At 65.7% G+C, this 23262-nt stretch carries 24 protein-coding genes; 15 read left to right on the top strand and 9 right to left on the bottom strand.

Features of this window, described 5'->3' with window-relative positions; translation table 11 throughout:
* Positions 1-21: 21 nt before the first annotated feature.
* The 5 genes from U4960_RS15545 (at position 22) to U4960_RS15565 (ending at position 5599) form a co-directional block, all read left to right on the top strand.
* Entirely contained in the window at positions 22-1404 is a 1383-nt protein-coding gene (locus U4960_RS15545) for an OprO/OprP family phosphate-selective porin (protein ID WP_324261513.1), read from the top strand.
* Between the two features lie 73 nt (positions 1405-1477).
* Positions 1478-2524: a substrate-binding domain-containing protein gene (locus tag U4960_RS15550; protein ID WP_324261514.1), complete on the top strand. Its 1047-nt coding sequence runs from the start codon at positions 1478-1480 to the stop codon at positions 2522-2524.
* 121 nt (positions 2525-2645) lie between these two features.
* Complete coding sequence (locus U4960_RS15555) at positions 2646-3836, top strand: fumarylacetoacetate hydrolase family protein (RefSeq protein WP_324261515.1); 1191 nt, start codon at positions 2646-2648, stop codon at positions 3834-3836.
* Positions 3837-3884: 48 nt separating this feature from the next.
* Positions 3885-5033, top strand: coding sequence for a DUF2157 domain-containing protein (locus tag U4960_RS15560; protein ID WP_324261516.1), 1149 nt, complete (start codon positions 3885-3887; stop codon positions 5031-5033).
* Positions 5030-5599 (top strand): GDYXXLXY domain-containing protein, encoded by a 570-nt coding sequence (locus tag U4960_RS15565; protein ID WP_324261517.1) that lies wholly within the window; start codon positions 5030-5032, stop codon positions 5597-5599. Before U4960_RS15560 ends, U4960_RS15565 begins: the two co-directional genes overlap by 4 nt.
* Before the next feature lie 12 nt (positions 5600-5611).
* On the opposite strand, the gene U4960_RS15570 is transcribed toward U4960_RS15565, so the two are convergent.
* Positions 5612-5872, bottom strand: a complete 261-nt coding sequence (locus U4960_RS15570; protein ID WP_324261518.1) for a zinc-finger domain-containing protein — start codon at positions 5870-5872, stop codon at positions 5612-5614.
* A 60-nt stretch (positions 5873-5932) separates the two neighbouring features.
* The gene (locus U4960_RS15575; RefSeq protein WP_324261519.1) at positions 5933-6529 is read right to left on the bottom strand and encodes a DUF4402 domain-containing protein; all 597 of its coding nucleotides are present in this window, start codon (positions 6527-6529) and stop codon (positions 5933-5935) included.
* Between the two features lie 126 nt (positions 6530-6655).
* Here U4960_RS15575 and U4960_RS15580 point away from each other — a divergent pair, with 126 nt between their 5' ends.
* From U4960_RS15580 to U4960_RS15620, 9 genes are all read left to right on the top strand, one after another.
* The gene (locus tag U4960_RS15580) at positions 6656-7591 is read left to right on the top strand and encodes an ABC transporter ATP-binding protein (RefSeq protein WP_324261520.1); all 936 of its coding nucleotides are present in this window, start codon (positions 6656-6658) and stop codon (positions 7589-7591) included.
* Between the two features lie 321 nt (positions 7592-7912).
* Positions 7913-9499, top strand: coding sequence for an L-aspartate oxidase (nadB, locus tag U4960_RS15585; protein WP_324261521.1), 1587 nt, complete (start codon positions 7913-7915; stop codon positions 9497-9499).
* A gap of 32 nt (positions 9500-9531) precedes the next feature.
* Positions 9532-10473, top strand: a complete 942-nt coding sequence (locus U4960_RS15590) for a TraB/GumN family protein (protein WP_324261522.1) — start codon at positions 9532-9534, stop codon at positions 10471-10473.
* Positions 10474-10501: 28 nt separating this feature from the next.
* Positions 10502-11395: an alpha/beta fold hydrolase gene (locus tag U4960_RS15595; RefSeq protein WP_324261523.1), complete on the top strand. Its 894-nt coding sequence runs from the start codon at positions 10502-10504 to the stop codon at positions 11393-11395.
* A gap of 59 nt (positions 11396-11454) precedes the next feature.
* Positions 11455-13149 (top strand): serine hydrolase domain-containing protein, encoded by a 1695-nt coding sequence (locus U4960_RS15600; RefSeq protein ID WP_324261524.1) that lies wholly within the window; start codon positions 11455-11457, stop codon positions 13147-13149.
* Between the two features lie 679 nt (positions 13150-13828).
* A complete protein-coding gene (locus U4960_RS15605) occupies positions 13829-15757 on the top strand; it encodes a ribonucleoside-diphosphate reductase subunit alpha (protein ID WP_416379078.1) in 1929 nt (642 codons plus the stop codon).
* A 79-nt stretch (positions 15758-15836) separates the two neighbouring features.
* On the top strand, positions 15837-16907 hold the full coding sequence (locus tag U4960_RS15610) for a ribonucleotide-diphosphate reductase subunit beta (protein ID WP_324261526.1): 1071 nt from the start codon (positions 15837-15839) through the stop codon (positions 16905-16907).
* Positions 16908-16915: 8 nt separating this feature from the next.
* Entirely contained in the window at positions 16916-17158 is a 243-nt protein-coding gene (locus U4960_RS15615; protein WP_324261527.1) for a DUF4160 domain-containing protein, read from the top strand.
* A complete protein-coding gene (locus tag U4960_RS15620; RefSeq protein WP_324261528.1) occupies positions 17142-17417 on the top strand; it encodes a DUF2442 domain-containing protein in 276 nt (91 codons plus the stop codon). The genes U4960_RS15615 and U4960_RS15620 overlap by 17 nt, the downstream gene beginning before the upstream one ends.
* Before the next feature lie 52 nt (positions 17418-17469).
* On the opposite strand, the gene U4960_RS15625 is transcribed toward U4960_RS15620, so the two are convergent.
* Both U4960_RS15625 and U4960_RS15630 read right to left on the bottom strand, forming a co-directional pair.
* Positions 17470-18036, bottom strand: a complete 567-nt coding sequence (locus U4960_RS15625) for a hypothetical protein (RefSeq protein ID WP_324261529.1) — start codon at positions 18034-18036, stop codon at positions 17470-17472.
* 97 nt (positions 18037-18133) lie between these two features.
* Entirely contained in the window at positions 18134-18703 is a 570-nt protein-coding gene (locus U4960_RS15630; RefSeq protein ID WP_324261530.1) for a thermonuclease family protein, read from the bottom strand.
* A 122-nt stretch (positions 18704-18825) separates the two neighbouring features.
* Between U4960_RS15630 and U4960_RS15635 the strand changes: the two genes are divergently transcribed.
* Entirely contained in the window at positions 18826-19050 is a 225-nt protein-coding gene (locus tag U4960_RS15635) for a hypothetical protein (RefSeq protein ID WP_324261531.1), read from the top strand.
* 128 nt (positions 19051-19178) lie between these two features.
* On the opposite strand, the gene yihA is transcribed toward U4960_RS15635, so the two are convergent.
* From yihA to U4960_RS15660, 5 genes are all read right to left on the bottom strand, one after another.
* Positions 19179-19829 (bottom strand): ribosome biogenesis GTP-binding protein YihA/YsxC, encoded by a 651-nt coding sequence (gene yihA, locus U4960_RS15640; RefSeq protein WP_324263133.1) that lies wholly within the window; start codon positions 19827-19829, stop codon positions 19179-19181.
* Positions 19830-19866: 37 nt separating this feature from the next.
* Positions 19867-21627, bottom strand: coding sequence for a membrane protein insertase YidC (gene yidC, locus U4960_RS15645; RefSeq protein WP_324261532.1), 1761 nt, complete (start codon positions 21625-21627; stop codon positions 19867-19869).
* Between the two features lie 44 nt (positions 21628-21671).
* Positions 21672-21881, bottom strand: a complete 210-nt coding sequence (gene yidD, locus U4960_RS15650) for a membrane protein insertion efficiency factor YidD (RefSeq protein WP_324261533.1) — start codon at positions 21879-21881, stop codon at positions 21672-21674.
* Positions 21878-22240 carry a ribonuclease P protein component gene (gene rnpA, locus U4960_RS15655; protein WP_416379126.1) on the bottom strand — a complete coding sequence of 121 codons (363 nt, stop codon included), beginning with the start codon at positions 22238-22240 and terminating at the stop codon, positions 21878-21880. The genes yidD and rnpA overlap by 4 nt, the downstream gene beginning before the upstream one ends.
* 279 nt (positions 22241-22519) lie before the next feature.
* Complete coding sequence (locus U4960_RS15660; protein ID WP_324261535.1) at positions 22520-23188, bottom strand: LolA family protein; 669 nt, start codon at positions 23186-23188, stop codon at positions 22520-22522.
* Positions 23189-23262: the final 74 nt, after the last annotated feature.

The following is a 23262-nucleotide window of genomic DNA, read 5'->3' on the forward strand; positions in this document are numbered from 1 at the left end:
AGTCTGGAAAGCGTAACCCAAATGAAACACGCAGTTTTCGCCTCCGCATTGGCGCTGGCTGTCGCAGGTGGCTGGGCCATGCCCGCTGCGGCCCAATCGGCGGAAAGCCTCAGCGTACAGCAGGAACTGGCCGCCATGCGGGCCGAGATGCAGCGGATGTCCGCGCGCATCGACCAGCTCGAGGGCGAACTGGCTGCAGCAGAGGCCAAGGCGGACGCTGCGACAGCGACGGCCACGAGCGCACAGGCTGCCGCCACGGCTGCTCAGGCCGCCAGCGCCAAGGCACCCGCTATCGCATTCAAGGGCGCGCCCGAAGTGAAGGGCGACAAGGGCTGGACCTTCAAGCCGCGCGGCCGGCTGCAGTTCGACGCGGGCACCGTTTCCTCGCCCGACGGGACAGGCCAGGGCGACGGTTTTACCAGCGAAGCGCGCCGCATCCGGATCGGTGCCTCGGGCGACATGCCGGGCGGGTTCGGCTACAAGTTCGAAGTCGATTTCGCGGGCAGCGACGTTGCCGTGACCGACGCCATCATTTCCTATGACGCGGGTGGCGGGCTGACCGTCTCGGCCGGACAGATGAACAACTTCCAGTCGCTGGAAGAGCTGAGCAGCAGCCTGCATACCAGCATGATCGAGCGCGCCGCCTTCACCGATGCCTTCGGTTTCCAGCGCCAGGTCGGCATCGCGGCGGAATGGTCCGGCGGGGACGTGCTGGTCCAGGCGGGGCTGTTCGGCGACAACATGGATAACCTGCCCAGCAAGCGGCGGGGGGTCGACGGGCGGCTGGTCTACATGCCGAAGATCGGGAAGGCCCAGCTGCACCTGGGCGCTTCGGCCCATTACAAGGATCTGCCCGCCGGCAGCACCGTGCGGTACCGCCAGCGCCCGCTGGTTCACTTCACCCCGGACCGGTTCGTCGATACCCGCGGCCTCGCCGCTTCGAGCGAGATCGGGCTGGGCCTCGAAGGCGCAATGATTTCCGGCCCGTTTCACGTGGCGGCCGAAGGGTTCTGGCAAAACGCGAACCGCCCGGCCGGGCTGACAGACCCCACCTTCTTTGGCGGCTATGCCGAAGTCGGCGTGTTCCTGACCAAGGGCGACACGCGCGGCTACAAGGACGGCAAGTTCGACCGGACCAAGCCGAGGAGTCCGGTTGGCTCCGGCGGCACGGGCTCGCTGCAGCTCAATGCACGCTACGATTACCTCGACCTCAGCGATGCCGGGATTCTCGGCGGGACGCAGAATGGCTACCTGCTCTCGCTCGTATGGAAGCCGACCGAATATACCATGCTGCTCGCGAACTACGGGCGGCTGGAATATGACAACGCCGCGCTCGCCATCCCGGTCGGGGACCGCTCCTACGGCGTCGACGCCTTCGGCGTGCGAGCGCAGATCGACTTCTGACGGCCAATTGTCATTTCCGTGTCATAATGGCCCCGTAACGGGCCGCCTAACCATCAAGCAGGGATTTCCGCCCATGAAACTGACCAAGACTTTCGCGTTCCTCGCCATCTCCTCCCTCGCACTCGCCGCGTGCGACAACACCGGCGGAAGCGGCGGTGCGCGCGATTCGGTGCGCGTGGTCGGCTCTTCGACCGTGTTCCCGTTCGCCAAGAAGGTGGGCGAACTGTTCGCCCAGGCGAACCCCGGCTTCAAGGCGCCACTGATCGAGTCGACTGGCACGGGCGGCGGCATCAACCTGTTCTGCTCGGGCGTCGGCCCCAGCACCCCCGATATTGCCAACGCCTCGCGCCGGATGAAGGCGAGCGAGTTCGAAGGCTGCAAGGCCAATGGCGTAACCGATATCATCGAACTCCAGGTCGGCCTCGACGGTCTGGTGTTCGCCTCGGCGCAAGGCGGCATCCAGCTCAACCTGACCCCGGAAATCGTCTACAAGGCGATTGCCGCGCGCCCCTTCGGCCAGGAACAGACTGCCCAGACCTGGGCCGATGTCGATCCCTCGCTCCCCGCTGAACCGATCCTGGTCTACGGCCCGCCGTCGACCTCGGGCACCCGCGACTCGCTCAAGGAACTGATCCTCGAGGTTGGCTGCAAGACCGATCCTGCCATGGCCGCGCTCAAGGAAAGCGACGAGGACGAATACGACAAGGTCTGCACCGAAGTCCGCTCCGACGGCAAGTATGTCGACCAGGGTGAACAGGACAATCTGATCGTGCAGAAGATCAGCGGCAACCCCAAGGCCGTCGGCATCTTCGGCTATTCCTTCCTCGAGGAAAACAGCAGCAAGGTGCAGGGTCTGCCGGTCAACGGTGCCGCCCCGACCATGGAAAACGTGACCAGCGGCAACTACCCGGCTGCCCGCGAGATGTTCATCTACGTCAAGCAGGCGCATCTTGAAGCAATCCCGGGTCTCAAGCAGTTCCTCGCCGAATGGGCCCGGAACTGGGGACCGGACGGCGCGCTGACCAGGATCGGCCTGATTGCCTCGCCGGAAGCCAAGCGCACCGCGATGGAAAAGGCCGCAACCGAATTCACGGTGATGGACGGCAGCGAACTCAAGTAAGCCGCCAGCCCCGCACTTCCAAAGCCATCGACGCCGCCCCGCCATCCGGCCGGGCGGCGTCTTTGTTTGCAATTCGCGTGCTGATGGGCTTGATGGCAGGCGGGTCGCCGGGAGACAGCACTTGGTCCGGCAAGCAGCGCGGATTGCGGGGATTGTCCTGCTCATTCTTGTTATCGGGGTCGCCCTTGCCTGGGCCACCTCGCCCGATCCGCGCGGCAATCGCGCCAGCTTCGAAGCCGAACCGCTAACACCGGTGATTGCTCCGCTGGACGAAGCATTTACGCTGGCGCAGCGCCAGCGTTCCGATGGCAGCATCGCGACCTATCTGGTTATCGGCCTGGAACGGGACGTAGTCCGCGGTATCGACCTGGCGGCTCTTGGTGCCGAACCGCTGGCCGATCCGTTTGCCGCGCTCGCTTCGCTCCCGGCCGAAGCGGCGCGTCCGGCCACGCTGGCGGAACAACCGATCCTGACCTTCTCGATCGCAGACCTGCTCCCCGCCGCTGGCCCCGGCACCCGGCATGTGGCCACCGGCACCAACATTGCCGCCCATGCCGAAGAAGCGGGCAGCGACACAGTGTTCCAGTTCCCCAAGTTCGGCGCGGCCAGCCCCGCCCTCACCACTGTCCGGGCAGGCGACGACGTGCTGCTCGATTACGAGGTGGAACTGTGCATGCGGTTCGACCGGCCGGTGGCCAGCGCCAGCGATTTCGACGCGGCGCAGAAAGGCCTGTTCCTGTGCGGCGATTTTACCAATCGGGCCACGCTGGCCCGCATGGCCGATCCGGACAACCTCGATTCGGGCCGCGGTTTCAGCGACGCCAAGAGCGGGCCGGACTTCTTCCCCTCGGGCGCATTGCTTGTCATCCCGCGCGACTGGCGGGCATTCGTGGACCAGGAACGGTTCACCACCACGGTCAACGACCAGCCGCGGCAGGACGCACGCGGCCGCGAAATGACCCTCGATTTCCGCGCGCTCGCCGAAAAGGCGCTGAGTGAACCGGACCAAGCGCGCTTCGTCTACCGTGAGGCAATGCACCGGCTGGCACCAGCGGGCCGCATTATGCCGGATATGGTGCTGATGTCAGGCACGGCAGAGGGCGTCATCTTCACCCCGCCGAGCCGGGCCGACATGATCGAAGGCGTGCTCGACTGGGCGCTGGGCGGCGGGCGGCTGGCCCTTCGCCATGCGGTCATCGAGCGCTTCATCGCCAACGAACGCAAATCAGGCCACTTTCTCCAGCCGGGCGACAGGGTCGGGTTCGCGTCGACCCACCTCGGCACAATCCACGTCGATGTGACGGGGGATTGAACCACCGCGCCATTGCGCCGGCCGCAAGACGCGCTAGACCTCCTGTCCATGAGCGAGCGCAAGCTGCAGGCCTGGCAGGCCGCCGGGCTGATTGACCGGGAAACCGCAACCCGCATCCGCGCGTGGGAAGCAGCGCACAGCCGCCCGCTCGGCCTGTGGGCGGCGATCGGCATCGGCGCACTGGCAATTGGCCTCGGGATCATTTCCGTCGTCGCCGCCAATTGGGAAGAGGTGCCCGGGACGCTCCGCCTCGCGCTCCATCTGTTGCTGATGGCCGGGCTGGGCGGCTTCCTAGCCCTGCGCGGCGATGCGCTGGAGCGTGACCATCCCTGGGAGCTGGAAGCCGCACTGTTCGTGCTCGCCATCCTCGGCATGGCCTTCTTCGGGCACATCGGGCAGGTTTACCAGACCAGTTCCCCGCTGTGGCAGCCGCTCGCCACCTGGCTGGCCCTGTTCGGCCCCTTGCTGCTGCTTCGCGGCCAGAGCTGGGCGACTGCGGCGCTGCTGTTCGGCACGATCCTGTACACGGTGTGGGACTATGCCGTGGCGGCAGGCCCCCGGCTGTTCGACGCTCAGCAGGCTGACGTGCTGCTGGTCGCACGCGTCGCGCTGGTCACTGCCCTGCCCGTGCTGCTGGCACCGCTGGGTGGCTGGATGCGCGGGCGCAGCACCCGACAATCCTTCTGGAAGCGGCTCGAGCAGCTTGGCCTTGCCTATGCCGTGGGCGGTGCCTCGCTGGTGACGATCATCGCCGGGGTCGAGCACTTCGGGGGCGGCCTTCTGGGTATCGCCGCCCAGAGCGAGCGGGGCGGCATCGCCCTGGTGGCCGGTGCACTGGTGGCCTGGGCACGGCCGGGGCGTTCCGGGCAAGCCGCCGGGCTGGTGCTGGCAGGAGCAGGGATCGTGTGCTTTCTCGCCTTCCTCCTGTCCGGCAGCCAGGCTGGTGCCGGAATCCTGTTCATGGCCCTGTGGGTGGGAATCGCGGCAGCCGCGCTCCATGCGGGCTGGCGCGGCGTATTCCAGCTCGCGGTTGCGGTCATCGCCCTGCGCCTGATCGTCCTGAGCTTCGAACTGGCGAGCGACCTGCTGACCAGCGGCTTCGGGCTGATCATGGCCGGCTTGCTGATCCTGGCCATTGCCTTTGCCGCAGTGCGGATCTCGCGCACCTTCGCCCCGCCGAAGGAGGACGAACAATGAGCCGCCGCCTCGCGTCGCTGCTTGCCCTCGCCCTCCCTATGGTGGGGCTGGCCGGGCTGTGGGCCTCGACCGACTACTGGCACCGGAAGGGGACCGACTGGCTTGTGCCGGTCGAGGGTTACGACCCCCGTGACCTTTTGCGCGGGCATTATGTCGAGTTCCGCTATGCCTGGCCCGGAGCGGAGGCGGTTAACGCATGGGAAACCGGGAGTACTGCGGAAGGTCCCGCGCCCGCCGGTTATCCCTTCGGCGGCTGCATTGACGGCGAAGCTCCGGAAATCGACCGGGTCGTTCGGCTGGGCAGTGAGGCAGAGCGCGCCGCCTGCCCGCAGGTCCTGGCTCCCGATCCGGCCACGCTGAACGGCTATCCCGATCTGCCGCGCAACGGCAGGCTCTACATTCCGCAGACCGCCGGGGCGCGGCTGGAAGCGCAACTGCGCAATCCCGACCTGCAGGGAATGATGCGGGTTCGCCTGCGAACGGACGGAACGGTCACACCGCTGGAACTGACCTTCGGCCCGCGTTCAACCGAAACTGGAATGGGCGCGGACGCCGGGGACCGCTAGCCTGGGCTTGTCTTACCGGTGCCCCGGATCGCTGCCGGCCGCAACGTCGGGCAGCGCCGCCTGATCCGCCCCGTCAGCCGGGCCGCCACGCAGGACGAAGCGGCGATCACAATAGCCGCAGTCGACGTACCCGTGCTCGTCTATCTGCAGCCAGACCTTGGGATGGCCCAGCGCCGCCGGGCGGAACCGGGCACCGCCGCGAATGGCGCTTGCCCCGTCGCAGCTGACGCGGGTGTGATCGACGAGGATGGTTTCGGGCGGCGGGATGGTCATGGACAGCCCCGTTAATCGCTCGGCCCCGTCTGTGCAATGCGCCTGCGCAGCATCATGCGATCAGAAATACTGCACGTCGATGTCGAAGGTGCCCGTATAGGTGCCCACTGCCTGACTTGCCCCGACGTTGAGCCTGCCACCGACGCGGAAGTAGAACAACCCGCTGGGATTGAGAATGCGGAAGCGGAAGCTGCGGACATTCTCCCGCACCACCAGCGTATCGGGCGTGCCATTGATATCCATCTGGTCGATCCGCATGGTCGCGCCGGTGGCATTGGTCACGGTCATCCGGCCAGACGGGGGTATGCGCACCCGCACCAGGCGGTTGAAACGCCCTGCGCCGACAAATTCGGCCGGCTGGCAGGCCCCGCTGTGAACGAGCCCGCCGGTCACCGCGCAGGTCGGCGTGACGGTGGGGTTCATCACAATGGTCCCCCCGCCAGCCGCGACGATGATGTTGCCGAAATCCATGTCTTCCGATTTTACGACGCTGAGGTCCTCGACCAGCACGGTGGTTGCCCCGACGGTGGTGGTTTCGGCGGCCCGTACGGCGCCCGGCACCGCCAGCACAGCAGCCAGCAAGCTGGCCAGCAGCAAGCAGGCAAGCGCGCAAAGCCCCCGGATCGGGGTAGCAGCCAGAAGCGATTTCGGTCCCATCGTGGCATGGCCTAGCCGGAGACCCCTGAAGGCCATCTCCCCGGGTTTGGTTAACGCGCCGGTCATTGTCTCCGTCAAGCATGGCCCCTTTACGCCACCACCCCTGCGGGCCTAGGGCTGCCAGACATGAGCCAGCCGCCCGCCATCAGGATCGACAACCTCGTCAAGCGTTATGCCCCGACCAAGGGGGCGGAGGCGAAGCTGGCGCTCAAGGGCGTGACCTTCGATGTGCCACAAGGCGGCATCTTCGGTCTGCTTGGCCCCAACGGGGCGGGCAAGTCGACCCTGATCAATATCCTTGCCGGGCTGGTCACCAAGACCAGCGGCACGGCTGAGATCTGGGGCTTCGACATTGACCGCGATCACCGCAACGCCAAACGCTCGATCGGGATCGTGCCGCAGGAAATCGTATTCGACCCATTCTTCACCCCGTTCGAGGTGCTGGAGAACCAGGGCGGGTTCTACGGCATCCCCAAGGCGCTGCGCCGCAGCGAGGAGCTGCTGCGCGCGGTCCATCTGGCGAACAAGCGCAATGCCTATGCCCGGGCGCTGTCGGGGGGGATGAAGCGGCGGCTGCTGATCGCCAAGGCGATGGTTCACAGCCCGCCGATCCTGGTGCTGGACGAGCCGACGGCCGGCGTCGATGTCGAGCTGCGCCGCCAGCTGTGGGAACTGGTCACCGAACTCAACGGCGAGGGCGTGACCGTGGTGCTGACCACCCATTACCTCGAAGAAGCCGAGCAGCTGTGTGACCGGATCGCGATCATCAACCACGGCGAGCTGATCGCGAACAAGCCGACCCGCGACCTGATCGACATGGCGCGCGAAAAGATCGTCCGGGTCACGGTCGACAAGGATCTGGCCGGTCCGCCGATGGAGCCGGGTTTCATCAAGGCCGAAGTGACCGAGCCGCGCACCCTGGAGGTGACCTACAACCGCGATGCGATGAGCGCCGGGCAGGTGCTCGCGCTGGTCCAGAGCCACGGCTACACCGTGGAAGACGTGACCACGCGCGAAGCGGACCTTGAGGATGTGTTCGTGCAGCTGACCGGCGGAGGCTAGGAACCGCTCAGCGCGGCGGGTGGCCCAGACCCGCATCACGGGTCGGGACGACAATCCACAGCCCGGGATGCTCTTCCTCAAGCACCTTCCTGCACCTGCTGCAACGCCCGACCGGACGGCCGTACATCGGCCTGACAGTGCTGCGATCCACCTGGTGCCGGCCCAGGGTACAACGAATACGACCGATGATCATCGGTTGCGACCTCCCGCTGATATGCCCTGTTGTGCTGACCGCTACCGTCCGGCGCTGACAGGGAAAGTGGCAGTGCGGCAAGGCGTTCTCTGCTTGCCGCCATGCGTTTGCAGCGGCATGACCGCGCCATGACCGAAGCAAACCACGACGTGCTCATCATCGGCTCTGGCGCAGCCGGGCTCACCGCCGCGCTGGCGCTGGCAGAAACGAAGCGCGTGCTGGTGCTGGCCAAGGGCGATCTGCGCTCCGGCAGCACCGCCTGGGCGCAGGGCGGGATCGCGGCGGTGCTCGATGCGGGCGACACGTTCGAGAACCACGTGCGCGACACCATGGTGGCAGGCGCCGGGCTCAACCGGCGCGAAACGGTCGAATTCGTCATCGAACGCGCGCCCGCCGCTATTGCCCGGCTGGTCGATCTTGGCGTCCCGTTCAATGCCGAAGGTGCCGACCTGCACCTGACCCGCGAGGGCGGCCATTCGCACCGCCGGATCGTCCATGTCGACGATGCGACCGGTTGGGCCGTGCAGGCCGCCCTGCTCAAGGCGGCAGAGGAAAACCCCAACGTTACCCTGCTGCCGGGGCGCGCCTGCATTGATCTGATCACCGGGCGGCACGGCGAGAAGTTCTCCGGCGACGGGCGGGTCTGGGGTGCCTATGCGCTCGACGAGGCGACCGGTCGGGTCGAAAAGCACCTCGCCCGCGCCACCGTGCTGGCCAGCGGCGGAGCGGGCCGGGTCTACCTGTTTTCCACCGCCCCGCGCGGTGCGACAGGCGACGGGATTGCCATGGCCTGGCGCGCCGGGGCCCGCGTATCAAACATGGAGATGATGCAGTTCCACCCGACCTGCCTCTACAACCTCGAGGTCAAGAACTTCCTCATCACCGAGGCCGTGCGCGGCGAAGGCGGGCACCTGCTCCACCCGGAAACCGGCCACCGTTTCATGGCCGACTATGACCCGGAGCGGATGGAGCTGGCCCCGCGTGATGTGGTCGCCCGCGCGATCGACGACCAGATCAAGCGCTTCGGCCTCGACTGTGTCCACCTCGACATCAGCCATCAGCCGCCGGAATTCGTCCGCGGGCATTTCCCGACGATCTATGAAAAGCTCCTCGGGCTCGGCATCGACATGACCCGCCAGCCGATCCCGGTCGTGCCCGCGCAGCACTATACCTGCGGCGGGGTGCTGGTCGATCTCGACGCGCGGACCGATCTGCCGGGCCTGTGGGGCGCGGGCGAATGCACCGAAAGCGGTCTCCACGGGGCCAACCGGCTCGCCTCCAACTCCCTGCTTGAATGCTTCGTGTTCGGCGAAGCGGCAGCGAAGGATATCCTCGCCCGCTGGAATGAACTCGGTGCCCCGCCCCCGATCCGCGAGTGGGACGAAAGCCGGGTCACCGATTCCGACGAAGAGGTCGTGATCAAGCAGACCTGGACCGAGATCCGCCGCTTCATGTGGAACTATGTCGGGATTGTCCGCACCACCAAGCGGCTGGAACGCGCCGCCCACCGCATCGCCCTGCTGCGGCGCGAGGTGCACGACTATTACAGCGCCTTCCGCGTCACCACCGACCTGATCGAGCTCAGAAACCTGATCGAGGCGGCCGACCTGATCGTGCAGAGCGCGCTACGCCGCCACGAGAGCCGCGGCCTGCACTACACGCTCGACTATCCGGAGACGCGGCCAGAAGCGCGCGATACGGTGCTGGTCCCTTGAAAATCGGCGCCGCTCTGCTCGCGGCTTGCGCCTTGACGTCCGTAAGCCCGGCATGGGCGCAAGACGATGGGGCCAATGAAATCATCGTCACCGCGCAGCGTTCCGGCGCGCCCATGTGGACGATCGACACCCCCGGGGGCGCGATCGTGCTGGTGGGGGAAATCCGTGCTGTGCCCAAGGCGACACCCTGGTTCCCTGACCGGCTGGAGGAAGCGACCGCCGGGGCGGACCGGGTGATCCTCGGCCTCAAGCCCAAGGTTTCGCCGGGGGACGTGTTCCGGATCCTGTTTGCCGGGGGCAGGATCACCAGATTGCCCAAGGACACCACTGCGGCGGACTATCTCGACCCGGTGCAAGCGCAGCGGCTTGCCGCGCTGGAGGCGAAGTACGACCAGGACTATGCCCGCTCCAGCTTCCTGATCACCGCGTTCGACCTTCTGGCCCGCCGGCTCGGCTTCAGCCGCGACACCGGCAAGGACGCCTCCGACGTGGTCGAGAAGGCTGCGCGGCGGGCCAAGGTTCCGGCCGAACCGGTCGGCACGATCCGGGGCGAGGACATGCTCGACAGCCTAGCCGAAGCACCACCGCAAGCGCATATCGCTTGCCTCGATGCCGCCATGACCGCGACCGAGACCGGGCCTGAGCTGATTGCCCGGCGCGGGGCGGGCTGGCGCGCCTCCGATGTGCCCGCCGTGATGGCCAACCCGCTGGAGCAGGCGCTGGGCCAGTGCTGGCCCTGGGCCGACCAGTCGGTCGGGGGAGAGCTGCGCGGCCAGTGGCTCGCGGCGATCGACCGCGCTGCGCAGGAAAGCGGCGTGACCCTGGCCGTTGCTCCGCTGCGGGTGCTGGCGGAAGACCAGGGCGTGCTCGACCAGCTCGAGGCCAAGGGGTTCGAAATTCGCGGGCCGGACTGGCGGCCCGTGCCGCCGGCAAGACCATCCGGAGCGACTGCGGACGACCCGATCGAAAAATAAGCCCACACAAAGCCGACAGGGAGAGACCATGCCTACTGCGACCGCCAACGGGATTACCATTCATTACGAAGACCACGGCAAGGCCGGTGACCCGGCGATCCTGCTGATCATGGGTTTCGGCGCGCAGCTGACCCTGTGGCCGATCGAGCTGGTCGAGGCGCTGGTGGGTCACGGGTTCCGGGTGATCCGCTATGACAACCGCGATATCGGTCTCAGCCACAAGTTCCACGGGGTGCGCGCGCCCGGCATCGTCAAGCTGACCCTGCTCGGCAAGCTCGGGATCAGGCCGAAGGTGCCCTATACCCTGGCCGACATGGCCGATGACGGGGCGGGCCTGCTGGATGCGCTGGAGATCGAGACCGCACACATCGTCGGCGGCAGCATGGGCGGGATGATCGCCCAGCATGTGGCGGCGCGCCATCCGCACAAGACCCGCTCGCTCACCACGATCTTCTCGACCACCGGCAACCCGAGGCTGCCCCCTGCGAAAAAGGAAGCGCTTGAGGTGCTGGTCAAGCGCCCGGCCAGCATGGACGAGGCGGTGCTGGTGGAGCACGGGATGCTGCTCGCCCGCACCATCGGCTCGCCCGGCTACCCGGCCCCGGAAGAGCGCCTGCGCGCCAATGTCACCGCCTCGGTCCGCCGCAGCGTCTATCCAGAAGGGCCGACCCGGCACCTCGCCGCGATCCTCGCCGATGGCGACCGGCGGGCGATGCTGGCCGGGATCACCGCGCCGACCCTGGTGCTGCACGGCGAGGCCGACCCCCTCGTGCCGGTCGAGGGCGGCCGTGACACCGCCGCCAGTATCCCCGGCGCGCGCATCCGCACCATACCCGGCTGGGGCCACGACCTGCCGCTGGACCTGGTGGACGAGCTCGCCAGCGAGATCGCCAAGCATGCCATGGCCACCGAGGCGAAATAGGTCTTGCAAACTCCCTCTTGGTGTATCATTCACATAATACACCAAGAGGGAGAGAAACAGTGCCGTATCGTTTTTCCGCCGCCGTGCTGCTTGCAACAGCCGCACTGGTTCCCAATGCCGCGATGGCCGTGCCCGACGGGTTCGCGCAGGACGTCGATGCCCTGATCGCCGCGACCGTCGATCAGTCCGGCCCCGGCGTCTCGGTGGTTGTCACCGAAGATGGGCAGGTCGTCTATCAAGGCGCGCGCGGCATGGCCCGGATCGCGGAAGGCCGCCCGGTCGCACCGGATACCCTGTTCCGCCTGGGCTCCATCACCAAGCAGTTTGCCGCAGCTGTTGTCATGCAACTGGCCGAAGAAGGCCGCTTGTCGCTGGACGATCCGCTGTCGAAATTCGTGCCCGACTACCCGGCCAGCGGCGCGTCGGTCACCGTTCGGCAATTGCTCAATCACACATCGGGGATTCCATCCTACACCAGCATGCCGGGCTGGATGAACGAGGCCAATCTCACCCGCCGATGGACGACGCAGGACATGATCGGCGAGTTCAGGGACCGGCCCCGCGATTTCGCTCCGGGCGAACGCTATCTGTACAACAACAGCGGCTACATCCTGGTGGGTGCGGTGATCGAGGCAGTCACCGGCAAATCGTGGGACGAGGCGGTGGCGGAACGGATTGCGGCCCCGCTCGGTCTGTCCACGATCGCCAGCTTTGCCGATGAAGCGACCCTGCCGGACATGGCGACAGGCTATACGCGCAGCGGCGACGGCAAGGCTGAGATTGCCGGCCCGATCGACGCCACTGTCCCTGCGGCAGCCGGGGCGCTGCGCGGCAACGTACTCGACCTCGCCCGCTGGGCCGATGCCTTGCATGGCGGCAAGGTGGTGGGAGGCGATTATTATCGCCAGATGATCGCCCCGACGGTGCTTAACGACGGCACAGAGGCCAAATACGGACTCGGCCTGGGTGTCGAGCCGGTTCGCGGCCGGCCTGCGATCGGCCACGGCGGCGGCATAAATGGCTTCAACACCGCGAGCGTCTACCTTCCCGGCGACGGCATCTTCGTGGCCGTGTTCAACAACACGGATTCGCCTGAAATTTCGAGCGACACGCTGATGGCGCGGATCGCGGCCATGGCCATCGGCGATCCGTTCGAGGAATTCAAAGCGGTTGCGCTGGATCTGGCTGCGATAGCGCCGCTGCTGGGCGAATACCGGATCGACGAAGCGCAGGCCCGCAAATTCTACGAGCGCGATGGCAAGCTCTACACCTTGCGCACCGGCGGCCGGGAATCAGAAGTGTTTCCCGCAGGCGGTGACCGGTTCTTCTACGCCCCTTACAATCCGACCTGGTTTGCCATCACCCGCGCCGATGACGGAACGCTGCGGATGGAAATGCACCATAACGGGGCCAACGAACCGGAAATCGCCCAATGGGCCGGAAAGGTCGAAGCCGCACCAGCCGTAGCCATCGCGCCGGACGTGCTGCAGAGCTATGCAGGAACCTATACGGGGCCAATCGGGACGTTGATCCTGTCCCTGGACAACTCTGGTACGCTCATCGCCCGGCTTGGTGGGCAGCCTGCCCTGCCGCTGGTGGCGCAGGGCCCGGCGCGGTTCGCGGTCACCGGGGTCGATGCCTTCGTCGAAATCGTGCTGGAGGGCGGCAAGGTGACCGGCGCGGTGATCGGCCAGGGCGGGCAGACGATCCCGTTTGCCCGCACAGCGGATGCCGGCGAACAGCCTTCTGATTGACCCGCCTACCCGCCGGAGAGGCGGCTACGCGCGAACATCTGACCTGCCGCGCCGCGAGAGCTGGTGCGGCAGGTCCGCCACCTTGAGCGGCGCACAAAAATTACCCGGCCCGATTCGATTGATTCAAAGCCCCGCAATACCCACTTTGCCCATATAAATTTTTGCCGGTTTTCATTTTGGGGCTTGCGCGGCGCGCCAGTCCAGCAAATCCGCCGCGTCGCTGCGTTGCACACAGCTAACACACCCCGCGCAGCGCCGCCCGCAACATGGTTAAACGTGCTTTACCCTCTTGCGCCAGAGTCCCGCCTGATTCAGTATCTAGTGGTTCGGATCGCGGGTACACCCACAAGATCGTGTTTTCCAAGGCGTACGATGCAAATCGTGTGGGGCGGGTGATTCGGTCGGAAAGGCAAGGCCGGGCGATCGGGCTGTGGACAGGCGGGGGAGAACTAATCCGCCGCCCGGACACCAAAAGATGCTAGGCGGAACGCATCCGCCGAGTCGAACACATGCGGAACACCAGGCGCCGGACCGGCGTCGTTCCCACAGGGCAAACAGGCGGGGCTAGGCAGCAATGGAATTCAGGACCGGAGACGAATCAGCGATGGGTCTCGACCAGACACAGACGACGGGGATCGAGCCCGGTGAGACAGCCGGCAGGCAGAAGGCCGCAGTGAGCATGGACACGCAAGATATGGGCAGCGCAGAGCTGGTCGCAGGCAAGGCCGCCGAGGCGCTCGCCGTAGCCATGGCCCAGGCCGCCACCGCCGATGCTGCCGCCAGTGACCGGGCGGGCGATTCGAAGAAGGTGATGGACCGCCGGTTCACCATCGTGGTTGACCATGCGCGCGACGCGAACCTCACCGAATTCGGCAAGGATACGCTGACGGACCGCTACCTGCTCCCCGGCGAAAGCTACCAGGACCTGTTCGCCCGCGTGGCCGATGCCTATGCCGACGACCAGGAGCACGCCCAGCGGCTCTATGACTACATCTCCAACCTGTGGTTCATGCCGGCCACCCCGGTGCTGTCGAACGGCGGCACCAATCGCGGCCTGCCGATTTCGTGCTATCTCAACTCGGTCGAGGACAGCCTCGAAGGCATCGTCGGCACCTGGAACGAGAACGTCTGGCTGGCCAGCCGCGGCGGCGGGATCGGCACTTACTGGGGCAATGTGCGCGGGATTGGCGAGCCGGTCGGCCTCAATGGCAAGACCAGCGGCATCATCCCGTTCGTGCGGGTGATGGATTCGCTCACGCTCGCCATTTCGCAGGGCTCGCTGCGGCGCGGCTCGGCAGCGGTCTATCTCGACATCAGCCACCCGGAGATCGAGGAGTTCCTCGAAGTCCGCAAGCCGAGCGGGGACTTCAACCGCAAGGCGCTGAACCTGCACCACGGCGTGCTGGTGACCGACGCCTTCATGGAAGCCGTCCGCAACGGCGAGGAGTTCGAGCTCAAGAGCCCGCGGGACGGCAGCGTGCGCGGCAAGGTCGATGCGCGCAGTCTGTTCCAGAAGCTGGTCGAAACCCGCCTCGCCACCGGTGAGCCCTACATCGTGTTCAACGACACGGTGAACCGGATGATGCCCAAGCACCACCGCGACCTGGGCCTCAAGGTCTCGACTTCCAACCTGTGCTCGGAAATCACCCTGCCCACCGGCCGCGACCACCTCGGCAACGATCGCACGGCGGTGTGCTGCCTCAGCTCGCTCAACCTCGAAAAGTGGGACGAGTGGGAAGGCAACAAGCTGTTCATCGAAGACGTCATGCGCTGCCTCGACAACGTGCTGCAGGACTATATCGACCGTGCCCCGCCGGAAATGGCCCGGGCCAAGTATTCCGCCAGCCGCGAGCGTTCGGTGGGCCTGGGCGTGATGGGCTTCCACTCGTTCCTCCAGGCCAAGGGCATCGGCTTTGAAAGCCCGATGGCCAAGGTATGGAACCTCAAGATGTTCAAGCACATCGCGGCCCGGGCCGACGAGGCGAGCATGATGCTGGCGAACGAGCGCGGCCCCTGCCCCGATGCCGAGGACATGGGCGTGATGCAGCGCTTTTCGTGCAAGATGGCGATCGCGCCGACTGCCTCGATCAGCATCATCTGCGGCGGCACCAGCGCCTGCATCGAGCCGATCCCGGCCAATATCTACACCCACAAGACGCTCTCGGGCAGCTTCGTGGTTAAGAACCCGTATCTGGAAAAGCTGCTGCGCGAGAAGTCCAAGGATTCGACCAACGTGTGGAACTCGATCCTGGAGAAGGGCGGCTCGGTCCAGCACCTCGATTTCCTCAGCCCTGAGGAAAAGGCCGTGTTCAAGACCAGCTTCGAGCTCGATCAGCGCTGGCTGCTCGAATTCGCGGCCGACCGCACGCCCTATATCGACCAGGCGCAGAGCCTGAACCTGTTCATCCCGGCCGATGTCGACAAGTGGGACCTGGCCATGCTCCACTTCCAGGCATGGGAGAAGGGCATCAAGAGCCTCTACTACCTGCGCTCCAAGAGCGTGCAGCGCGCCGGGTTCGCCGGCGGGGTGGAGGCTGACAACACCTCGGAAGCACCCAAGTTCGAGATCGAACAGACCGACTACGAGGAATGTCTGGCCTGCCAATAGGGGCCTGCCAGTAATGGTGCGTCCGCAATCGCCCGCCAGCCGTATACATTTTGCCTGATTTACGCCCGGAGTACGCCCGATGTCCCTTCTCGAAGCCCGCAAGACCTACAAGCCGTTCGAATATCCGTGGGCTTACGAGTTCTGGAAGCGGCAGCAGCAGATCCACTGGATGCCGGAAGAAGTGCCGCTGGGAGAGGATTGCCGCGACTGGGCGCAGAAGATCACCGAGAACGAGCGCAACCTGCTCACCCAGATCTTCCGCTTCTTCACCCAGGCCGATGTCGAGGTGCAGAACTGCTATCACGAGCATTACGGGCGGGTGTTCAAGCCCACCGAAGTGAAGATGATGCTGGCCGCCTTCTCCAACATGGAGACGGTCCACATCGCGGCCTATTCGCACCTGCTCGACACCATCGGGATGCCCGAAAGCGAATACAGCGCCTTCCTCGAATACGAGGAGATGAAGGACAAGCACGATTTCCTCCAGCAGTTCGGGGTCGATTCCGACGAGGATATCGCCCGCACGCTGGCGGTGTTCGGCGGGTTCACCGAAGGGCTGCAGCTGTTCGCCAGCTTCGCCATGCTGATGAACTTCCCGCGCTTCAACAAGATGAAGGGCATGGGCCAGATCGTCAGCTGGAGCGTGCGCGACGAGAGCCTGCACTGCGAAGGCATCGTGCGCCTGTTCCACGAATTCGTGCGCGAGCGCGATTGCCTGACCAAGGCGGTCAAGGAAGACATCATCGACATCTGCCAGAAGACGGTGCGGCTGGAAGATGCCTTCATCGACCTCGCCTTCGAGATGGGCCCGGTCAGCGGCATGAGCGCGAAGGAAATCAAGCGCTACATCCGCTACATCGCCGACTGGCGGCTGGGCCAGCTCGGCTTCCAGCCGATCTACATGGTGGAAGACCACCCCCTCCCCTGGCTCGCCCCGCTGCTTAACGGGGTGGAACACGCCAACTTCTTCGAAACCCGCGCGACCGAGTATTCGAAGGGCGCGACCAAGGGCAACTGGCAGGACGTGTGGTCCAGCTTCGACAACCGCCAGAAGGCCAAGATCGGCTCAGCCGCGAACCAGGCGGACGACGGTGCGGGCGAGCCGGATATGTTCGGCAATGCCGGTTCCGGGAGCGTGGCGGCGGAGTAGCTTCTGCCATGCCCAAAGTCTTCGACTGGAATGGATTTCGCTTCCACTTCTATTCCGACGAAGGCGATCCGCGCGAACCGGTGCACATTCACGTCCGCAAAGGTGCCGACAACGCCAAGTTCTGGCTGCACCCGCAGGCAACCCTCGCTTATAATCGGGGGTTTCCGGCACACGTGCTTTCGCAGCTTATCGGTGTTATAGAACAGCGCTCAGACGTGATCGAAAGGGCATGGAATGACCACTTTGACTGACGTTCAGGCCGCCTCGCCTGAGCCGTTGGCGGTCCGGTTCGACCAGCACAGTTTTTGGGTCGATCTTGCCGATGGCCGGACCTTGGGCATTCCGCTCGCCTGGTTCCCGCGCTTGCTTCACGGGACGGCGCAACAACGCGCGAGGGTAAGTCTCAGCCGCGTGGGCCTGCATTGGGAGGAACTCGACGAAGACATTTCCGTTGCCGGCCTGCTGGCGGGGCGCGGAGACATGACCAAGGTGCGGCTGACAGCAGCTTAGGAGTCAGCCCCCGTCCACCAGTTTCGAGCCGAAGCTTGCTCTGTCCGGCCCGTCACCGCCACCGTCCTTTCGGCACGGCATAACTGTCCACCCGACGTTCCGGAAGTTCGTGCCAGCTCACATTCACGGCCCATAGCTTCGGAAAGAAAAACAGCGAGGAATAGGGCAGTTTTGTATCGACCCATTCCGCCAGCACTTGCCACCCTCCTTCCTCCGGATGGGCGTCGGCGTAGGCGGGGATGACGATGCAGGCGGTTGCGCCCTTGCAGCCCTTTGCATCGAGCATGTCCCAGATATGTCCCGCCGCATTGGCCTCATTACTGGCGCAGTTGTACCCAGCCTTCCCTTCCGACTGCATCTGGTTGCCCAGCGCATTGACCGCTCGGCTCCGATAAGCACTGCGGATGTTGATCCGTCCCCACCGCTCCTGAATTGGCTCCAGCAATTCCTCGCACAGACGCTCGCCCACCTCGATCGCAAGATCCGGATCGTCGGGTACATTCATCAGCCCATGAAACTGCGCAATCTCCGAATGCAGCATGTCGCGCATAAAGAAATGCTTTGATAACCGCACGCGACCAAGCGCGTCGAGCGTACTGACGCTGGTGGGCTTGCGCATGATCTTAACTCCAAAGCTGTGCTCTATCCGGAAATATTCACTCAACCGCTCCCCTCACGCAAAGGATTTTGCGCAACGCCCGCCCCCAAGCGCGCCCTCAGCACCAGTCAATCCGCGCGCCGTTCCATTCCTCGGCCAGACCCTCATCCATCAGCACCGCGCCGAGGCTGGCCCCGCCCCGGTGCAGTTCGCGCAAAGTCCGGCCGTACTTGTCCGTTTCCGGCGTTCCCGGCGGGCGGACCAGGGTAAAGCTTCCTTCATTGAGCAGTTCGGTCAGGCGTGCGGTGGCCTGGTCGCCCAGCCTCGCCTCGTGCGCGCAGCCGGGTCGGCTGACCTCGGGCGTGTTGATGTCGGCCACGCGGATCTTGGTGCCCTGATACCAGATGGTGTCACCATCGACGACGCAGGTGATCCGCATCGAACCGCTGCATGGGCCGAACCGGGCACTCTCAGGCTCGTGCTGGCGCTCACCCGCGCGGGGCCCTCCTGCGGCCGCCTCCACACCGGGCGGCCCGTCCATCATCCACACCGCCGTGAATGCGGCAATCGGCAGGACGAACAGCGCCGGCCCCAGCCCGCGCGCGGCGGACAGCCAGCCATCGCGGGCGCCCTTGCCCCTGGATTTCGGGCCGGTGCGCTTGCGGCGGAAGGGAACAGGCTTGCCCATCGCGCCACCGTGCGCCCCCGATGGTCACGCCCGGTTAAGACGCCCACCGCCCCACTGCCAATCGGCGCTTCGCAATTGTGCAACCCTAAGGCACTATCGGCCAAACTGGGAGGCGCACCACAATGGACGACATGACACTCTGGATCGCGCTCGGCGTGGTCTTTGCAGCATTGGTCTTCGTCAGCCTCGCGCGCGCGAGGCGGGCGCAAACCCGGCGCAAGCAGGGCGACGGGGGCGGTGACGGCTCCATCGGCATCTACGGCAGCGACAGCCGCAAATCGGCTGACCACGATTCCGATGGCTGGGGTGGTAGCGACGGAGGGGGCGACGGCGGCGGAGGCGACTAGCGCCCGGCGCGCTCGACCCGCACCACCGCCCACGGTGTCAGCGCGAACAGCACCTGCCCGGCAAGGCCCCAGAGGCTGGGTGGGCGGCTCAGGCTTTTGGACCGCCGGAAGCCGGGGCTATGGCAGCGTCAGACCCCGGCGTCAGCCAGCACGGCGGCGCGCAGGTCCTCGATACCCAGGCCCTTCTCGGCGCTGGTCACGTGGATCTCGGGGAAGGCGGCGACGTGCTTGCGCGCGGCTTCGGCCACGCTGGCGGTGACCGCTTCCAGCTCGCTCGCCTTGATCTTGTCGGCCTTGGTCAGGACGATGCGATAGGTGACCGCTGCCTCATCGAGCATGGTCAGCATCTCCTCGTCGACCGGCTTGATGCCGTGGCGCGCGTCGATCAGCACCAGCGTGCGGACCAGCACGGCGCGGCCGCGCAGGTAGGTCTTGACCAGCGCCTTCCACTTCTCGACCACCTTGAGCGGGGCCTTGGCGAAGCCGTAGCCGGGCATGTCGACCAGCCGGAACAGGGTCGGCTCGCCCACTTCGAAGAAGTTCAGCTCCTGCGTCCGCCCCGGGGTAACCGAGGCGCGCGCGATCGAACGGCGCCCGGTCAGCGCATTGAGCAGCGAGCTCTTGCCGACATTGGAGCGGCCGCAGAAGGCGATCTCCGGCACGTCCGGGTCGGGCAGGAACTTGAGCTGCGGAGCGGACAGGAGGAAGTCCACCCGGCCGGAAAACAGCTTGCCCGCGCGGCGGGCCAGGGCGGCGCGGACCGCCCGGTCCGCGACCACTTCGGCAGCGTCTGTTTCACCCGATGGCCCGGTTTCCTCAGGCGTCACGCGGTTTCGCCCGGTCCTGGTCGGCCTTGTCCTTCTCCGCCTGCGCCTTCAGCTGGGGATGGCGCGAGTAGAGATAGCTCTGCTGCGCCAGTGTCAGCACGTTGGAGGTGACCCAGTAGATCAGCAGGCCGGCGGCGAACGGGGCCATCACGAACATCAGGATCCACGGCATGATGTTGAAGATCTGCTGCTGGATCGGGTCCATCGCGGTGGGGTTCATCTTGAAGGTCAGCCACATCGTCACGCCCAGCAGCACCGCCAGAATGCCGATGCCGAGGAAGCCCGGCGGGTCGAACGGCAGCAGGCCGAACAGGTTGAGGATCTTGGCCGGATCGGGCGACGAGAGGTCAGCGATGTAGAGGAACTTCTCGTGCCGCATCTCGATCGCCAGGATCAGCACCTTGTAAAGCGCGAAGAAGATCGGGATCTGGATCAGCAGCGGCAGGCAGCCGGCCAGCGGGTTGACGCCCTCTTTCTTGTAGAGCGCCATGATCTCCTGCTGCTGCTTCTGCTTGTCATCCTTGTAGCGTTCCTGGATCGCCTTCATCTTGGGCTGGACCGCCTTCATCCCGGCCATGCTGGCAAACTGCTTCTGCGCAATCGGGAACATCAGCCCGCGCACGATCAGGGTCAGCAGGATGATGGCGACACCGAAGTTGCCGGCGAAATCGTTGAGGATCCGCAGCAAGGCCAGCATCGGCTTCTCGAACCAGCGGAACCAGCCCCAGCTGATCGCCAGGCCGAACTGCGAGATGCCGCTGTCCTGATAGGCGTCGAGCACCACGCTTTCCTTGGCCCCGGCATAGAGCCGGGTGGTGCGCGTGGCGCTTTGCCCGGCCGCAACGGTGACCGGCTGGTAGATCACGTCAGCCCGGAACAGGCTGTTGCCGAGCGAGCGGAATTCGCCCGTGGTCTGCGCACCTTCCTGCGGCACGAGGGCGGAGAGCCAGTAGATGTCGGTAAAGCCGATCCAGTCGACCTGGCCCTCACCGGTGGCACGGCCGGTTTCTTCGACGTCATCGTAGTTGTAGTCGTAATTCACCGTGTCCGCGAACCCGCCGATCGGGCCGGAGTGAGCGATCCACTGGCTCGGGCTGGCGTTGCGGCTGGTGCGGTTGACGAGGGCGAAAGGCTGAACCACCGCCCCGCCTTCACCGGTGTTGGCGACGGTCTGCTCGACCGAGAGCAGATAGTTCTCGTCGATGTTGAAGCGGATCGACAGGGCGTGTCCGCCCGCCGTGGTGTGCGACAGGGTGACCGGCTTGCCGGGGGCCAGCGGGCCGCCGCTGGCCTGCCACACGGTATTCAGGCCGGTTGCCCGCATTCCATCGATCAGGAAGCCGAACTCGGCGAAGTGCTGGGCATCGGTGCCTTCGGGCGCGAACAGGCGGACCGGGCCGCTCCCGTCGTTCACGGTCTCACGGTAATCGGTCAGGGTCACGTCATCGATCCGCGCACCGACCGGGTTGATCGATCCGGCCAGCCGAGGGGCCGCGATCTTCACCCGCTCCGCTGCAACAAGCGAGCGGGCAAGATCGACCGGGCGGGCGGCGGGTGCCGCACCGCCGATGTCGGCGGCCCCGGCAACCGGCGTAGCAGTCGCAGGCCCAAGCGCTGTGCCATTGGCCACAGGGGCAGTTTGCGCCGGCTTGTCAGGTTGCGGATAGAAGTAGTTCATTCCGGCGTCCCAGCCGAGAATCAGCAGGCCGCACAGCACCACGGCGAGCAGGAGATTGCGCTGGTTTTCCAAGATGTCGTTCCGTATCCGTCCAGATCAGGTGTCTTATATAGGCACTACGGCACCGGATCAAAGCCGTGCCCGCCCCATGGGTGGCAGCGCATTATACGTTTCGCTGCCATCCATCCACCCTTGATTGCCCCGTACTTGCCCAGCGCCTCGATGGCGTATTGCGAGCAGGAAGGCGCAAAGCGGCAGGTCGGCGGCAGAATGCGCGAGGGGCCCCATTGCCACAGGCGCGCCACGAAGATCAGAACCTGCTTCATGGCCTGGCCCTCCGGTCAGGCCTGCGGCGCCGCGGCGGGTCGACCTTGCCGCTGGCGACACGGGCCAGCGCCTCGTCCAGTTCGGCGCGCAGCCGGGCAAAATCGCGCTCCACCCCGCCTTCGCGCCCGATCAGCACGTGGTCATGGTCAGGCAGGCCCTGCGCAGGCAGTGCCGCGCGCAGCAGTTCGCGAAAGCGCCGTTTCATCCGGTTGCGGACCACGGCATTGCCGATCTTCTTGGTCACCGTCACGCCAAACCGGGTGCCGCGCCCGCCGTTGGGCTGGGCGAGCAGCACGAATCCGGGCCGCGCCACGCGCAAACCCCGGTTGGCCGCGAGGAAATCGGCGCGTTTGCGCATGATGGAAAGCGGTGCGGTCACTCCGGCCAGATAGCCGGTCAGTGGCAAGGGCCCAACCGAAAACAAAAAACCCCCGTGCCGGGGGCATTGGCACGAGGGTTTCCTTGTAAGCGTTCGTCACGCTGTTCACGAAGCGGCCTTCGCGGAAGAAAGGGCAACAGGGGGGAACCCGACCTCCAACCGCTCCGTGGCCTGCAGATTAGGCCGGCTGCGCTTTCGCGCCAATGAACAACTCGCAGCACCTCGTCGCATCAAGGGGGCGGCGCAGCGCCCTTCCGTTCAGCCCGGGCGACGAGACGTGCGACGCGGATCCTTGTAGCTGAACGCGCTCTCCGCCACGGCCATGCCATAACGGTGATTCCGCAGACGGACGGTGGTGCGGTGATTCTGCGAATCGAGCGCCACCCAGTTGGCCAGTTCCAGCCCGCCGGGCGCACCGGCCTTGCGGATGAACACCAGGGTGATCACGCCAAACTCGGGCTTCTTGGTATCGCGCACCTCGACCGCAATAACGTCGGCATTGCCGGTGGGCACCAGCTTGCCATAGCGCTTCACATCCCGGTTGGGATCGAGCAGCGCGCCCAGCGGCGAGTTCTGGATCGGCCAGCGCTGGACCTGGTTCACTTCGTAGTCGACCAGGGTCATCGACTTGCCGTTCGAAACCAGCAGCAGGGGCACGCCCTTTGCGTACTGGAAGCGGATCTTGCCCGGGCGTTTCAGCGTCATCACCCCGGCGACGGTTTGCCCGCGCCGGTCAGTCTGGGTGAAATCGGCCTTCATGGTCGAAATGCCGCGCAGCGAGGCAACGACACGGTCAAGATCGCCCTGCTGCTGCGCCGCTGCAGGTGCGGTCGCACCGAGCATGAGCACGGCCGGGGCGGACACGGCAAGCGCGCCGGCAAATGCGGCACGCAAGGGTGTGGCGATGAGGGATTTCAAGATAGTCATGCTCCTTGCCTTAATGCTGGAGCATTGAACCGTCACTGAACTTGTACGGTTCCCGCCGTTCACGTTCGGCCTGC

The organism is Altererythrobacter sp. H2 (genome assembly GCF_035319885.1).
Taxonomy (GTDB): domain Bacteria; phylum Pseudomonadota; class Alphaproteobacteria; order Sphingomonadales; family Sphingomonadaceae; genus 34-65-8.

Bases quoted from the DNA above. Each gene is read 5' to 3' on its own strand.
- U4960_RS15545 (WP_324261513.1), top strand. From the start codon at position 22: ATGAAACACGCAGTTTTCGCCTCCGCATTGGCGCTGGCTGTCGCAGGT.
- U4960_RS15550 (WP_324261514.1), top strand. From the start codon at position 1,478: ATGAAACTGACCAAGACTTTCGCGTTCCTCGCCATCTCCTCCCTCGCA.
- U4960_RS15560 (WP_324261516.1), top strand. From the start codon at position 3,885: ATGAGCGAGCGCAAGCTGCAGGCCTGGCAGGCCGCCGGGCTGATTGAC.
- U4960_RS15565 (WP_324261517.1), top strand. From the start codon at position 5,030: ATGAGCCGCCGCCTCGCGTCGCTGCTTGCCCTCGCCCTCCCTATGGTG.
- U4960_RS15570 (WP_324261518.1), bottom strand. From the start codon at position 5,872: ATGACCATCCCGCCGCCCGAAACCATCCTCGTCGATCACACCCGCGTC.
- U4960_RS15575 (WP_324261519.1), bottom strand. From the start codon at position 6,529: ATGGGACCGAAATCGCTTCTGGCTGCTACCCCGATCCGGGGGCTTTGC.
- U4960_RS15580 (WP_324261520.1), top strand. From the start codon at position 6,656: ATGAGCCAGCCGCCCGCCATCAGGATCGACAACCTCGTCAAGCGTTAT.
- nadB (WP_324261521.1), top strand. From the start codon at position 7,913: ATGACCGAAGCAAACCACGACGTGCTCATCATCGGCTCTGGCGCAGCC.
- U4960_RS15595 (WP_324261523.1), top strand. From the start codon at position 10,502: ATGCCTACTGCGACCGCCAACGGGATTACCATTCATTACGAAGACCAC.
- U4960_RS15605 (WP_416379078.1), top strand. From the start codon at position 13,829: ATGGACACGCAAGATATGGGCAGCGCAGAGCTGGTCGCAGGCAAGGCC.
- U4960_RS15610 (WP_324261526.1), top strand. From the start codon at position 15,837: ATGTCCCTTCTCGAAGCCCGCAAGACCTACAAGCCGTTCGAATATCCG.
- U4960_RS15615 (WP_324261527.1), top strand. From the start codon at position 16,916: ATGCCCAAAGTCTTCGACTGGAATGGATTTCGCTTCCACTTCTATTCC.
- U4960_RS15620 (WP_324261528.1), top strand. From the start codon at position 17,142: ATGACCACTTTGACTGACGTTCAGGCCGCCTCGCCTGAGCCGTTGGCG.
- U4960_RS15625 (WP_324261529.1), bottom strand. From the start codon at position 18,036: ATGCGCAAGCCCACCAGCGTCAGTACGCTCGACGCGCTTGGTCGCGTG.
- U4960_RS15630 (WP_324261530.1), bottom strand. From the start codon at position 18,703: ATGGGCAAGCCTGTTCCCTTCCGCCGCAAGCGCACCGGCCCGAAATCC.
- U4960_RS15635 (WP_324261531.1), top strand. From the start codon at position 18,826: ATGGACGACATGACACTCTGGATCGCGCTCGGCGTGGTCTTTGCAGCA.
- yidD (WP_324261533.1), bottom strand. From the start codon at position 21,881: ATGAAGCAGGTTCTGATCTTCGTGGCGCGCCTGTGGCAATGGGGCCCC.
- rnpA (WP_416379126.1), bottom strand. From the start codon at position 22,240: ATGCGCAAACGCGCCGATTTCCTCGCGGCCAACCGGGGTTTGCGCGTG.
- U4960_RS15660 (WP_324261535.1), bottom strand. From the start codon at position 23,188: ATGACTATCTTGAAATCCCTCATCGCCACACCCTTGCGTGCCGCATTT.